This window comes from Coleofasciculus sp. A1-SPW-01 (assembly GCF_040217205.1).
GTDB lineage: Bacteria > Cyanobacteriota > Cyanobacteriia > Cyanobacteriales > Coleofasciculaceae > Coleofasciculus > Coleofasciculus chthonoplastes_A.
Genome location: NZ_JAVJNP010000023.1, coordinates 78,087 through 91,919, shown reverse-complemented (window position 1 = coordinate 91,919; position 13,833 = coordinate 78,087). Strand labels below are relative to the sequence as shown.

Below are 13,833 nucleotides of genomic sequence, written 5' to 3'. Positions count from 1 at the left end.
CCGCTGCAAAAATGAACACAATTGACCTATAAATTTTATCGGGTCGCCCTGCATCAGGTATCAGAAAAAGCAAGGAAAATCGACATAAACCATTGCCTAAAAATAAACCGTTAATTTTCTCTATGTAACCCTAAATTGCGTATAATTAATTATCGGAAACTATCACATTTGGCAGGGCGAGCAGGGCGAGTCGAGAGCAGTTATAGCGCTACGCGCCAGGGAATAGGCAATAGGCAATAGGCAATAGCACCATTGTAGAGACGCGCCATGGCGCGTCTCTACATAAATGATGTGTCCTAACCGCTATGGCGGTTGCTATACTTAGTGTGCTAAATTGTTAGTTTGATTTGCCCTAATATTGGACAGCAATAGAGCTTAGCGGTGGTTCAAAACTTTATTACCACGGACTTCCAACTAAAGTAAACGCACTCCAATAATAAGGATGAGTGAGTTCCTTTGATGGCAAATTCGCTAATTCTGGCGGTAAGGCAATCCGACGATTTGGCGTAACTAAATAACCCTCTTCTAATCGCACTTGTCCGCGAATCATGGCTAATTGTGCCTGTCGTAATGCTTCCGCTTTCAGAGGTGATTGCTGTAGTTGTTCATAAAAACCTGTCATTAACCCTAACGTGCCTTCATCACTCACATACCATAAACTTCCTAGGGCAGATTTAACCCCAGCTTGTACCGCTAACCCAGTAAATCCTAACTCCGCTTCTGCGTCTCCTAAAGCCGTCCGACAGGCACTTAATACCATCAGTTCCACAGTGGGATCATGTAATCCCAATTGGCGGATGTCACTCAGTTTGAGTTTACGATCCCAAAACTGAATATAAGAAGAACTGGGTTGACCCGATTTAAATTCACCGTGGGTGGCTAAATGGATAATTCCAAAGGGTTGAGATGCCCTCGCTGTTTTCAAATTAGCGGCGGTAAAGTCTTCATTCAAGAAGGATTTACCCTGCCATAATTGAGTCGCGATCGCGGATAATTCAGTGGGTACAGCCGGTAATGGGTTTTGATCCGTAAATTGTGACGCACCCATAGCTAAAACCTGCACATCTCTCACATCTCGATAGCGGGTATCAGTGAGCGAAAGACTAGGCATGAAACCGATACTATATTGTTCAATTATAAATTTATCCCCATCATGCAAAACAGCCAGAGGTAGGGAACGTAATCCCTGATCCATAATGAAGGCTAGATTATTAATCTCTTGCGTCTTTAATTCTGTTTCTAAGGGGGCAATTAACCACTGATACAACTGTTGGGCATAACGTTGATAGGGACGAGGAATGTGAGTATCAGTAACAGCGCGGCGCAATTTGTTAGCGGTATCCATTACTTTTTCACGGGTTGCACCCGGTATCGAGTGGCGTATGAGTTCCCCATTGGCGGTGACGAGGATAATTTGGAGTTGATCACTATCTCGTGAGGGAGACTCCTTGGCTGAAGATTGACTGTCTTGACTGCGAGTTTGGGGCGCTACTGTGGTGGGTACAAAAACGGCGTAGATAAGTGCAGGTTTAGCCCCTGTAGCTTGTTCGATACGATGTAAAGTTGCCCGGGCATCTGCCAGAGTCAAAATGGTAGTATCTTGGAGTCCTAAATAGGTCTCATAGTCACGGGTTAACGATTCCTCCCATTTAGCAACCTGGGTGTCAATTTCGATTTCCGGCGGTTCGTCTTTGTTGGGAGGTAAAGTGGGTTCAGTCAGAGGTTTAAGTAAATTAACAGGATTGATAGGAGGATTCGTTTCATCTGTATCCGGAATCGGTGGAGAATCAACGCTGATAATTTGAATATTGCCCACCTTCTGAGTAAACAGAAAGGATTGAGTGGGGGCAATAGTGAAATCGCCACTGGTAATCGTTCCCCTGGTGCCATTGGTTGTCCCATCACCCACGATGAAGGGAGTAAAACCATTTCCACCATGTCTCAACGTGATAGAATCTCCACCCAATCCCCCAGCCGTAGAGATGCTGGCGCTAATCCCATTCTGGTCAATAAATATTCCCGTAGCCCGGAAAAATTGACCAGCAGTGATATCAACTTGACCTCCTTGACCACTATTTCCGCCTTGGGCGTTGATCAAGGTAACTTGGATATCACCAATGGGATCTAACGTAACATTACCGCCATCGCTGATAGTACCGCTACTATTAATTTTTTCCGTTGTAATTGCAGTCGCGGCATCAATTAAAATATCACCGCCACTAAATCCAGAACTGTTGAGATCATTCGTGGTAATTTCTCCATCACGGCTGATTAACGTGATGTTTGCCCCTTGACCATTTCCACTCGAACTGGCATCAATATTTCCCGTGGTAATATCCCGAACGGCGGTTAGCGTAATTGTCCCACCATTGCTGTTTTGAGCATGACTATCGAGGATGCCGCTACGAGTATCAATCGACCCGTTACTGGTGAGAGTAATTGCCCGACCGGGATTAATAATTGTACCTGTCGTGATGCGTTGATTTCCTTGTAGTGTAATCGTAGCATCCTGAGTACCCGTTATCGTGAAACCTGTGGTATCAATTGCCCCTGAACCAAAAGGCGATCGCAAAATTACGGGAACCTTAAAGGTGATGTCATCTGCCAACATAATTGTACCCTGACTATCCTCGCCACCAATCACAAGTTGCTCAAATCCATCTTGGAAGAGATTCAGTTTATCAGTATCCAGGTTCCAGATATTACTATTACTATTGGTTGTATCTCCAATGGTTATATTTACAGTCGGGTCAAGGGGAGATAACACCACCGTTCCTGTGCCTTGGACTTGTGGCGTTTGCGGGATATTGGGAGTATCAACGACCCGAATTTCATCAGCAATCAAGGTTGTTGTACTCTCTCCTGTTCCGCTGGCTTGAATAAAACCATCTTGCACATTAATCCCTGCTGCACCATTAGCACCGATTCCCTCTAGGGTGAGAGTTCCGTCTGCGGTTGTCTCCACACCACCCCCTCTTAAATCAATGCCATAGTTACTTTCTCCTGTTCCTTTACCTACTCCGATTAGAGTAATCGCGCCATCCCTGGCGGTAATTCGAGAAGGATTACTCTGGTTAGGATCTATTTCCTGAATCCTAATTCCGTGATTTTCCGTTATTCCCGCGCCAGCAATTCCCTCAATCGTAATATTACCCTTTCCGGTTACCTCAACAGTAGAACCCCGAAATAGTTCAACCCCATGATTAAATTGATCGGGTTCAGTTCCCCCCTCACCAATAAACTGAATATTCCCATCTCTGGTACTAACTAAACCACCTAAATCAAGTTTGATTCCTTGACTCCCATGCAACGTCCCTTCTCCTCCATTCCCTCCAGTCCCCTCAACAATAATTGTTCCTGTTCCTGTTGACTGGACACTTCCTCCCTGATTACCAATAGAAACTCCATAATGTAAACCATTATCCCCAGAACCCCCAGTGCCGATGAGATGAATGATGCCATCTTGGGAAGACACCGTCGCGTTATTAATCGATATGCCCCGATTTCCTAGAATATCTTCGCTGAAATTCCCGCCGTTTCCTCCTGTACCGTTTAAGGTAATTGTTCCTTGTCCAATTGCTTCTAAACGGCTACCATCAATAATGTGGATACCAGAAATACCCGAGGTAGTATTTTCTTCAGTTCCGCCAATCCCTAGGATTGAAATATGACCTGTACCCGACTCAACTGTCCCTGACGCGATCGCAACCCCAACCTGACTTGGTATAATTCCCCCAGAATCCGTCTGTATCTCTCCCGATGCCGTTACCTCGACCCCAGTTTCCACCGTATTACCCGAACCTGTTAACAACGTCGCTAAATCCAGAGGGTTTGTCGGTAACGCTAAACCCCCATTACTCCTCGGTAACTCCACCTCAAAACTTAACACCTGTCCCGATTGGGAGATTTTCACCAAACGAGAATTCGGCACCGCCGCGATGGTAATCGTTCCCCCGGATGACGTCAGCGTTCCCGTATTCACCACTTGTCCACCCAGTAGTGCTAAATTCTGTCCGGGTTCAACCGCCAATTCACCCGCATTAATAATGATTCCCCCTTGAGATAAATCAAAGGCAAATTGACTGGGTTCTCCGACCAAGTCCTGATAATTATTATCTCCAAAGGCATTAAACCAGTTATTGCCAAACCCAATTCCTGTCGCCGTCGTTGCCGTAAAATCAGCCGGGACATTGAGTTGAGCATTCGCGCCAAAAACAATTCCCGCCGGATTCATTAAATATAAATTGGCTGTTCCCCCTGTCACCTGAATCAATCCGTCAATAATGGAAGGATTTTCGCCAATCACTCGTCCCAGAATATTTCTCAAATCCGGAGTTGCCAAAAAATTAGCAATTTGCTCTGAATTAATGCCAAACTCTTGAAGACTGTGGAATAAATTCGTCCCATCACTCGACAAACTGCCACCTTGAATATCAAATTGGTTGCCATCTTGGGTGACAGTTGTACCCGTACCGTCATCGGCTGGGGTAATCGGTTGAGCCAACACTGGAGTAGCTGTTACCAGTCTTACCGTTCCAGCTAAGAGAGTCAACAGGCAGATTTTGCACCACTGAGCAGATTTCATCAGGTTAATTGTTTGTTACAAACAGACTGCATTCTATCCCAGTGTTCTTTTTTATTTTTCCTTCAGCAACAAAACTCTAAAAAACGCTAACTTATGTAATCTTGTCGGTTGGTGGAAATAAACTCAACCCTATTAAACGCTGTAAATATTTCTCAAACTCTTACATAAGACAGATGACACAAGACATAAGATGAATGTCACTGACTTAAGGCTGGTGGGCAATGCCCACCCTACTAAAAAACGCTAAAACAGTTTATTATAATGTAACGGTTTTTAAATGAGTTGTGTAATCTTTTATTGCCTATTGCCTATTGCCTGTTCCCTGTTCCCTAATCACTCAAAACCGCTAAATGCAAAATCCCATCGCCCTGATTCACCAATGGATTCTGCGTGTGACCAATAACTAAGCCATCAAAGGGCGCATACGCTTTAATGCTATTCTCACCAAAGGCGTCAGAGATAATACACAAAACTTGCTTTTTGTCAACGCGCTGACCCAATTTAACAGTAAGGCGCAAAATCCCGCTACGGGGCGCTCGTACCCACTTACTTTGCTTAACTTCTAGTGATGGGTGCAACGATTCCGGGAACGTCAACTCAATCATCTTTAACCCCACCATCATTCGTAGAATACCTTCGACACCGATTGCGATCGCATCCGGGTCAAATCGCAACGCCTCACCCCCCTCATACAAGAGGATTGGGATACCTCGCTTCGTCGCGGCTTGGCGCAATGATCCATCACGCACCGTTGAATGCATCAGCAGGGGGGCTGCAAACGCTTTAGCACAGTAATAGGTTTCTGGGTCATCTAAATTCGCCCGTATTTGTGGTAAATTTGTACGATGTTGAGCCGCCGTGTGCAAATCAATCCCATGGGTACAGCGACTCACTATTTCTGTCATAAACAAGTCCGCCAACCGAGAGGCTAAAGAACCACGAGAGGAACCAGGAAACGAACGATTTAAATCTCTGCGATCGGGCAAATAACGGGATTGTTCAATAAAGCCAAAAACATTAACAATTGGCACCGCAATCAGGACACCATGAAGCTGAGATGGATTAATCCGTTCTAAGACTTGGCGAATAATGTCCACCCCATTAATTTCATCGCCATGAATCGCCGCACTCATCCACAGTCGTGGACCCGCCTCCACACCATTAATCACAGTAATTGGTAATGAAAGCAGCGTTTGCGTTGGTAGACGGGCGACCGGAATTTCTGTGCGCTTTCGTTCTCCGGGCGCAATACTAATTCCACCAATTGTTATAGTTTCATGATTCACAGTTGAGTTTTTAATTTTGACCCTTCACTGCGTTTGAGGTAACCGAGTTCGTAGGGGCGGGTTTAGGGACTTACGTTTCGCTATTGATGATATACGTTTGCACAAAACCCGCCCTTTCCAAATGTAGGCGGAGGTTTCACGATTATCATTGCTTCCCTCACCCATAAGTAACTAAACGCGCCCCGACTAACTTTTGCATACAACAAACAAAGGACAAATGACCAATGACATAAGACCCATTAATACTGAATGCGATCGCGCGTTTTTCCGGATGCTGCATTTTTCTGCAAAAACTCAATAATTTTCCCCGCCACATCCACCCCCGTCGCATTTTCAATCCCTTCTAAACCCGGAGACGAGTTAACTTCCATCACCACCGGACCATGATTAGATCGCAACAAATCCACACCCGCCACTCTTAATCCCATCGCTTTCGCCGCCCGTACCGCCGTACTACGTTCCTCTGGAGTTAACTTAATTTGTTCAGCATTACCACCCCGATGCAGATTGGAACGGAATTCCCCCGGTGCGCCTTGTCGCTTCATCGACGCCACCACTTTGTTATCAATCACAAAGCAGCGAATATCCATACCCCCCGCTTCTTTAATAAACTCTTGCACCAAAATATTGGCATCTAAACCGCGAAACGCTTCAATCACCGACTTCGCCGCTTGATGAGTTTCTGCGAGAACCACACCAATCCCTTGAGTCCCTTCTAGCAATTTAATCACCAGAGGCGCACCGCCCACAATGTCAATTAACCCATCAATATCTTGAGTGGAATGAGCAAACCCCGTCACCGGAAGTCCCACACCTTCACGGGAAAGAATCTGAAGACAGCGTAACTTATCGCGGGAACGAGAAATGGCTTGGGATTCATTCGCCACGAACACCCCCATCACTTCAAATTGGCGCACCACAGCCGTCCCATAAAACGTCTTAGACGCACCGATGCGAGGAATAATCGCATCCAACTCTTCCAAGACTTTCCCCTGATACACCACTTTGGGCTTATGAGACGTAATATTCATGTAACAACGCAGGTAATTAATCACCCGCATATCATGACCCCGCGCTTCCCCCGCTTCCTTGAGGCGTCGCGTGGAATATAGCGAAGCATCTTGGGACAAGATAGCTATTTTCATACAAAGACTATTGAATCATTTGCTTAATTGTGCGCTTCCTGGTTGAACTTTGGACAAAAGACCGACCCGCATCGACTAAAAAGCGTTTGCGAACGGCTTGACGCCCTAACAGCATCCGGAATCCCATGACATCTCGGTTCGTCAGGGTAAGTTCAATCAACCAGCGCTCCCCGTTTAGTTCTACCATAGTTTGGATCACGGGTCGTAACTGGGCGTGACCCCCAGAATTGCGAACCTGTCGTTGGTCAATCAGTTCCGCTTCAGCACAGACGGTGCGATGGGTATCCCGTTGATAGGGATGGACTTTGAACCGAACCATGGTTTTGTCATCCCGCGAGAAAGTTTCGACATCAAAAGCGTGTAAGGCGGAGGAACGCGCCCCGGTGTCAATTTTAGCTTTGATCTGGGCAATTCCTAGATCCGGCAAGGCGACTCGTTCCCGCCAGCCGATAATGGATAAAGATTTGGACATAAAGCACGGCAATACCTGTAGGGGCACGGCATTGCCGTACCCATACCATTGTGTTCTACAACGCCGCCTATCGCCAAAAAAAGCTAAAATTCCCTTGACGAGTCTCAAGGATAAAGCAAAACCATGACAAATGCATCTCCCATCCCCGTGGTTGTCAACGGTGCGGCGGGTAAAATGGGTCGTGAAGTGATTAAGGCGGTCAGTCAAGCCGATGATATGACCTTGATTGGTGCCGTTGATCATAACCCGAACTATATGGGTCAAGATGTTGGCGAAGTCGCAGGTTGTGGTGAATTGGAAATTCCGATTCTGAATGACCTGCAAGCCACACTCGTCATGGCAACTCAGGAGAAGGTGCAAGGGGTGATGGTGGATTTTACCCACCCTGACAGCGTTTATGAGAATGTTCGTACCGCGATCGCCTATGGGGTTCGTCCAGTTGTCGGTACGACGGGACTCAGCAGTGATCAAATCAAAGACTTAGGCGAATTTGCCGAAAAAGCCAGCACAGGTGCTTTAATTATTCCCAATTTTTCCATTGGCATGGTCTTATTGCAACAAGCCGCCATCCAAGCCTCCCACTACTTTGACCACGTTGAAATTATCGAACTCCACCACAATCAAAAAGCCGACGCCCCAAGCGGTACAGCGATTCAAACCGCTCAACAATTAGCCGGATTGGGCAAAACCTATAATCCCGCTAAGGTAGAAGAAACCGAAAAACTGGCGGGGGCTAGGGGGAGTGTCGCCAATGACAACATTCGCATTCACAGTGTCCGCTTACCCGGTTTAATCGCTCACCAAGAAGTCATCTTTGGTGCTACTGGTCAAATCTACACCCTACGTCATGATACCAGCGATCGCTCTTGTTATATGCCAGGGGTCTTGCTTGCCATTCGCCAAGTGACTCAGCTCAAATCTCTCGTCTACGGATTAGATAAGATATTGTAATAAATGACGAATTCCCTATTCCCTATTCCCTCTTCTCTGAACAAATGACCAATGACTAAAACCCATGCTAGTACCACTTACCCGCCAGAGCTTTGAGCAACTCATTCCGGTAATTGCCACAAGTTCCCAGTATGCTTACTACTGGGGAAAATTCCCCGACTTTTTAAAGCGACTACTGATTTCGGTTGTTGCTGTTGTCGTCATCTTGCTCTTAAAATTCCTTTTGGGTGATGGGTTTGATCCCTTGCTCTTTCTCTTAGGTATTATCGCTGGGTTGTACTGGTTTTGGAGTCCTGTCTACTGGGCAAGTCGGCGTAATATTGAGATACGTCGCTATAAATATAGTGGCTTCTGGCAAGGTCGAGTCTTGGATGTCTTCGTCACTGAAGAATTGATTGGGACTGAAGAAAATGTCAACAATCGGGGCGAGTTGGTGATTGTGGAAAATCGGGAGCGACGCCTGAATGTAGAAGTCGGTGACGAGAGCGGATTTACCACACTGCTACAAGTCCCTCTGCGCCGCACTCACAAAGGTATTGTTCCCGGTCAAATTGCCCAGATGGTGGTGATGTCGAATCAGCCGGATTTATCCCGTATTACCACCAATAGTGATATTTATATTCCTCGCTTGAATATCTGGGTAAGTGACTATCCTTATGTACAGCGCACTGTGTTTAGTCAAGTTAGTCGCCAGTTAACTCAAGCGGAGGAGGATGATTATCCAGCTAACCGTGTGGTCAAAACTCGGCGTCGTCGGCGTTGAGATGGGGAAGCTGGGGGGGAGCATCCCAATTTGGCAGGTTGGCTCTTTGAATGGGGCTGAAACCCTTGCAATTGCGTTACTTGAGGTAATGCTTTATCCAAAACGGGATGCTCCCAGCTGGGGGAGCTGGGGAAGCGGGGGAAGCTGGGGAAGCTGGGGAAGCTGGGGAAGCTGGGGAAGCTGGGGAAGCTGGGGAAGCTGGGGGATCTGGGGGAGCTGGGGAGGTTTTGGCTGTTCCATGATTTCTGCCAAGCTGTATTAGTCAGGGCGGGTTTAGTTACATCTGGGTAAGGAAAGAAACGATAGTAGTAAAACCCGCCCCTACACACTTGGTTAGGGCGGGTTTTGCCCAAACGTTATCATCAACAGCGAAAAGAGATTCCCTAAACCCGCCCCTACAAAATTGGTCAGGGCGGGTTTTGAACAAACGTTATCATCAATAGTGAAACGTGACTCCCTAAACCCGCCCCTACAACCCATACCCTCGAAGAATTCAACTGACACTGGTACTATCCTGCCCGTATGCCTGCCATGCTAAGTCTACCAGTCCATTGACAATAGCCGCCGCGACGACCGATGAACCTTTACGTCCTTCGATGCGAATATGAGGCACTAAGGAATCTTCGAGTCGGGATTTGGCAACATCTACCTCAACAAATCCTGAAGGTGTGCCAATGACTAACGCGGGACGGATTTCCTCTGCTTCAATCAGTTCCACCAACGCCGTTAGCGCCGTTTGCGCTTGCCCTACCACAAAAATCCCCTCTGGGTAACGTCGGGCTAGGGTTTGAATTCCCCAAGCCGCCTTCGTCTTTTCTTTTTGCGGGCGGGTGATGGCTTCCATGCTGCAATAGACGGGATTGGCAAAGGTTTCTTGAATGTGAGGCGTAATTCCCACCTGTACCATCGGCACATCAACCACAATCGTAGTCCGAGCCGCTAGAGCCGCCGCACCTGCTTGTAACGCACGTTCGGAAAACCGAATCAGCTTTTGATACTCAAAGTCGGCTGTTGCATAAATCACCCGGCGCACAATTTCGTATTCGGCGGGTGAAAAGGTATGAGCGCCAATTTCGCGATCGATAATTGCCAAACTTTGAGCATCTGTTCCGTGCCATTCCATGGTGTCTCTCAATGCCAACCCGATTTTTGAGCCGTGAAAACTTTAGGACTGACCCTAGGTCAGCTTCCTAGATAGCTTATCAAACTATTCTTACATTCAGTAGACCGAAACGGCTTGCGATCGCGCATTTTGCCTCTGAAAGATAATGTAGCGTGTAATACAAATAAATCCATTGTAGGGGCGACCCACCTGCATCAATTAACACCACCAATCCACTCAATGGGATCGGGTCGCCCTTTCTATAGGGTCAGGTTATCCTCTGCTTGTGATTTGAATCACGAGTAGAGACGTAGACTGATCCATCTCGACATCACCGACGATTACACCAATCGATGCTATGCGAACGGTTTGGTTAAATGGGAACAATAGCGATCCTCAACAATTGTCGATCTAGAGGACATCTTTACCGATTTATGGTGCGAGGTTGGGGAAACCACCTCTTTTTCTGGATGAATCGTAATCTGCTTACACACTAATTGCTGACTTCCGGGACGCACAAACCCCCAGGTATACACTTGGGAATCAGGGGTTGTCGCTTGCGCTGGAGCTAGTCGGATTGTGGTTGGTAATACTAGCCCTAAAATAAATAAAATGACAAGTACGGTTTTCCGCATTTATTTCTCTCAGTTGACTGAGTTCAAATTAATTTTGCTCTCTACTCTTTATTATAAGTAATCGAACAAAATTCAACTTCCTTTACAACTCCAAACGGCAAGGGATAAACTCTAATTTAATTTTTCTCCCATTTCCCCCATCTTTCTTCCCCAGCTCCCCAGACGCGCCATGGCGCGTCTCTACAAGCCTCTCCAGCTTCATCCCTCATCCCTCATCGTCAAAAAAAATCCGTTTTGCTGGAGTTGCGCCAGGGAACGGTTAAGATAGATTTGCGCGATCGTATCTTGGGGATTAATCCTCAAAACCTCTTCAAACCGCTGTTTTGCTTGACCAAAGGCTTGCTTGGCGTAGAGGAACAACCCTTCTTCAAATATTGAGATCGTAGCTAACTTGCCCTCCTTAATCTTGAGCGGATCTCCATCAAACACTTCAAACACCGCTACTGCTTTTGACTTACCCTTAACCTTAACCTGCTCCACAAACCGGAGACTATACTCGGTTGGATTATGTAAACGAGTTAACGTCTGTCCCGAAATTAATAACGACACCTTATACTGTTTCGTTAGTCCCTCCAAACGAGCCGCTAAATTCACATCATCACTAATCACCGTACTATCTATTCGGTGTTTTCCCCCAACTGTACCCAGCATCAACCAGCCAGTATTAATGCCAATACCAATTTTGATGGGGGTATACCCGGATTGCAGACGACATAGATTATACTCATATAACCGTTGAACCATGGCAATTCCGGCTTTAACCGAATCATCAGCAATCCCGCTAAAGAGTGCCATAATCGCATCGCCCATATATTTATCGATAAAGCCTTGATGTTCGATAATCGCTGGTTCCATCCGCTTTAAAAAGGCGTTAATAAATTTGAAATTATCCTGGGGAGTCATTCGTTCTGAGAGAGTGGTGAAATCCCGAATATCTGAAAAAAGGACGGACATTTCCTGCTGAACTTGGTCACCTAATTCTACATCAACCACACTTTCTTTATTTAAAATCTGTAAGAATTGACTGGGGACAAAGCGGGAAAAGGATTGATTCAGTTGGAACAGTTCATTCGTGAACTTGATCCGCTCCGCTTCTGCTTGTTTGCGAGAGGTAATATCTTCCACAAACCCCTGATAATAAAGTGGAGTTCCCGACGCATCATATACAGTGCGAGCATTCTCACTAATCCAAATAATTGTGCCATCTTTGCGACAGATCATCGACTCAAACTCGCACACAACACCATGCTGCTGTATCCCTGTCATAAAGTCCTGACGCCGACGGGGGTCAACGTAGAGTTGATGCTGAATACTGTTCAGAATTGCCATCAATTCTTCGGGGGAACTGTAGCCATAAATGTGGGCTAAAGCGGGGTTAGCACTGAGATAACTCCCATCCAGCGCAATCTGAAAGATTCCTTCTTGGGCGTTTTCAAAGATAGAGCGATACTTTTGTTCTGCTTTTACCAGTGCAGCTTCAGCTTCTTTGCGTAAACGTAACTCATTATAGACATCGCTAATATCTCGACCTTCGATAATCAAAAACTCAATACTGCCATTGTCATTAATAATGGGTTTAATCGAAAAATCAATTGTCGCAATGCGTTGTTGTGCGCCTAATATATCCACTTCATACCGGATAAACTTACCGCTAGCCGCTTGAGCAACGGCGGATTGTAACTGAGCTTGGGTTTCCCTGGAAATAGTCCACCAGTAACAGTCCCAAAACGGTTTTCCTGCCACATCCTCTAAATGCAATTCACCAAAATTTAGGGCAGTTTGGTTGACTTCTAGGACAATTCCGTCAACACTCAGCATTCCCGTCAACTGAAAAGTTTGATTGAAAATCGCCCGAAATTTTAACTCACTAGCACTGAGGGATTTAATCGATTGTTGTAGATCTCGATTTAAACATTTAAGTTTGGCGTTTTGTTCATCTAACTTTTTTGCTTGCAGATAACTATTAACGGCTTCTTTGACCGTCAAACTCAAGTCTGACGCCTGCCATGGCTTGGCGATATAACGATAGAGTTTGGCATACTTAATCGCATTGCCTACTGCTTCAATATTCGCTTGCCCAGTGAGCATAATTTTCAGCGTTTTCGGTGACAATTCATGGACACGCTTTAAGAGTTCATCCCCTTTCATCCCTGGCATGATATGGTCAGAGATAACCAAAAGAATCTCATAGTCCTCCTCTAAGAGTTCTTCAACTAACTCTAATGCCTCTTCTCCCGCTTCGGCAATTTCGATCAGGTAATTCTTGCCAATCGCTTCCTTAAGCTCGACTTTTAGACTTCTGAGTACTGTTTTCTCATCATCGACACAAATAATTACCGGTTTAGTCATAGTAGATTGCCCGTAGGGTTACGCCGCAGTCACAAGGATTTTGGATGGGGTTGAAATCATCGGATTGAGTGGGTAATTTTCCAATTAGTACGTTATAGTTGAGATAATCCTAATTTAATGGCTTCCACTAATTCCGCTTCTGACCAGGGTTTGTATAAGCAGTGATGCAGCTTTGCTTGCTGTTTTGCGCGTTCAATCGCCTCCTCATCCGCTTGACCTGTCAGCAGGATTTTAATGATATGGGGGAATTTATCATGCACCTGAACCAGAAACTCATCCCCTTTCATTCCCGGCATTAACCAATCCGACACAATCAGAATAATACTGACATTTTCTTCCACAAGTTCATCTATTAATTCTAACGCTTCATCAGCCGCTTCTGCCAGTTCATAGGTATAAGCATCACCAAAAGCTTCTTTGAGTTGAGTCTTGAGACTTTTAAGCACAGATTTTTCATCATCAACACACAAAATAACGGGTTTAGTCATTGGTTATTTGTCCTTTGTTATTGGTCATTTGTCATTTGTCATTCGTCATTTGTTCGA

The 13,833-nt window shown here is 45.8% G+C and carries 11 protein-coding genes; 3 read left to right on the top strand and 8 right to left on the bottom strand.

Features of this window, described 5'->3' with window-relative positions:
• Positions 1-397: 397 nt before the first annotated feature.
• From RH949_RS04385 to RH949_RS04370, 4 genes are all read right to left on the bottom strand, one after another.
• On the bottom strand, positions 398-4,585 hold the full coding sequence (locus RH949_RS04385) for a CHAT domain-containing protein (RefSeq protein ID WP_446352038.1): 4,188 nt from the start codon (positions 4,583-4,585) through the stop codon (positions 398-400).
• Positions 4,586-4,914: 329 nt separating this feature from the next.
• Entirely contained in the window at positions 4,915-5,871 is a 957-nt protein-coding gene (locus tag RH949_RS04380) for a succinylglutamate desuccinylase/aspartoacylase family protein (protein WP_006100498.1), read from the bottom strand.
• 239 nt (positions 5,872-6,110) lie between these two features.
• The gene (rimK, locus tag RH949_RS04375) at positions 6,111-7,016 is read right to left on the bottom strand and encodes a 30S ribosomal protein S6--L-glutamate ligase (RefSeq protein ID WP_044206699.1); all 906 of its coding nucleotides are present in this window, start codon (positions 7,014-7,016) and stop codon (positions 6,111-6,113) included.
• A 7-nt stretch (positions 7,017-7,023) separates the two neighbouring features.
• Positions 7,024-7,488: an ATP-dependent zinc protease family protein gene (locus RH949_RS04370; RefSeq protein ID WP_006100567.1), complete on the bottom strand. Its 465-nt coding sequence runs from the start codon at positions 7,486-7,488 to the stop codon at positions 7,024-7,026.
• Positions 7,489-7,611: 123 nt separating this feature from the next.
• Between RH949_RS04370 and dapB the strand changes: the two genes are divergently transcribed.
• From dapB to RH949_RS04355, 3 genes are all read left to right on the top strand, one after another.
• Entirely contained in the window at positions 7,612-8,439 is an 828-nt protein-coding gene (dapB, locus tag RH949_RS04365; protein WP_006100377.1) for a 4-hydroxy-tetrahydrodipicolinate reductase, read from the top strand.
• A 64-nt stretch (positions 8,440-8,503) separates the two neighbouring features.
• On the top strand, positions 8,504-9,202 hold the full coding sequence (locus RH949_RS04360) for a phosphate ABC transporter permease (protein ID WP_446352037.1): 699 nt from the start codon (positions 8,504-8,506) through the stop codon (positions 9,200-9,202).
• Positions 9,203-9,309: 107 nt separating this feature from the next.
• Positions 9,310-9,444 carry a hypothetical protein gene (locus RH949_RS04355; protein WP_446352036.1) on the top strand — a complete coding sequence of 45 codons (135 nt, stop codon included), beginning with the start codon at positions 9,310-9,312 and terminating at the stop codon, positions 9,442-9,444.
• Positions 9,445-9,695: 251 nt separating this feature from the next.
• On the opposite strand, the gene RH949_RS04350 is transcribed toward RH949_RS04355, so the two are convergent.
• The 4 genes from RH949_RS04350 to RH949_RS04335 form a co-directional block, all read right to left on the bottom strand.
• Entirely contained in the window at positions 9,696-10,325 is a 630-nt protein-coding gene (locus RH949_RS04350; protein WP_446352035.1) for a precorrin-8X methylmutase, read from the bottom strand.
• A 335-nt stretch (positions 10,326-10,660) separates the two neighbouring features.
• The gene (locus tag RH949_RS04345) at positions 10,661-10,939 is read right to left on the bottom strand and encodes a hypothetical protein (protein WP_044206702.1); all 279 of its coding nucleotides are present in this window, start codon (positions 10,937-10,939) and stop codon (positions 10,661-10,663) included.
• A 198-nt stretch (positions 10,940-11,137) separates the two neighbouring features.
• On the bottom strand, positions 11,138-13,288 hold the full coding sequence (locus tag RH949_RS04340; protein WP_446352034.1) for a PAS domain S-box protein: 2,151 nt from the start codon (positions 13,286-13,288) through the stop codon (positions 11,138-11,140).
• Positions 13,289-13,380: 92 nt separating this feature from the next.
• The gene (locus tag RH949_RS04335; protein ID WP_006100424.1) at positions 13,381-13,776 is read right to left on the bottom strand and encodes a response regulator; all 396 of its coding nucleotides are present in this window, start codon (positions 13,774-13,776) and stop codon (positions 13,381-13,383) included.
• Between the last annotated feature and the right edge of the window lie 57 nt (positions 13,777-13,833).

Excerpts from the sequence above, each read along its gene's own strand:
- RH949_RS04385 (WP_446352038.1), bottom strand. The coding sequence starts at position 4,585 with ATGAAATCTGCTCAGTGGTGCAAAATCTGCCTGTTGACTCTCTTAGCT.
- RH949_RS04350 (WP_446352035.1), bottom strand. The coding sequence starts at position 10,325 with ATGGAATGGCACGGAACAGATGCTCAAAGTTTGGCAATTATCGATCGC.
- dapB (WP_006100377.1), top strand. The coding sequence starts at position 7,612 with ATGACAAATGCATCTCCCATCCCCGTGGTTGTCAACGGTGCGGCGGGT.
- rimK (WP_044206699.1), bottom strand. The coding sequence starts at position 7,016 with ATGAAAATAGCTATCTTGTCCCAAGATGCTTCGCTATATTCCACGCGA.
- RH949_RS04370 (WP_006100567.1), bottom strand. The coding sequence starts at position 7,488 with ATGTCCAAATCTTTATCCATTATCGGCTGGCGGGAACGAGTCGCCTTG.
- RH949_RS04345 (WP_044206702.1), bottom strand. The coding sequence starts at position 10,939 with ATGCGGAAAACCGTACTTGTCATTTTATTTATTTTAGGGCTAGTATTA.
- RH949_RS04355 (WP_446352036.1), top strand. The coding sequence starts at position 9,310 with ATGCTCCCAGCTGGGGGAGCTGGGGAAGCGGGGGAAGCTGGGGAAGCT.
- RH949_RS04340 (WP_446352034.1), bottom strand. The coding sequence starts at position 13,288 with ATGACTAAACCGGTAATTATTTGTGTCGATGATGAGAAAACAGTACTC.
- RH949_RS04335 (WP_006100424.1), bottom strand. The coding sequence starts at position 13,776 with ATGACTAAACCCGTTATTTTGTGTGTTGATGATGAAAAATCTGTGCTT.
- RH949_RS04360 (WP_446352037.1), top strand. The coding sequence starts at position 8,504 with ATGCTAGTACCACTTACCCGCCAGAGCTTTGAGCAACTCATTCCGGTA.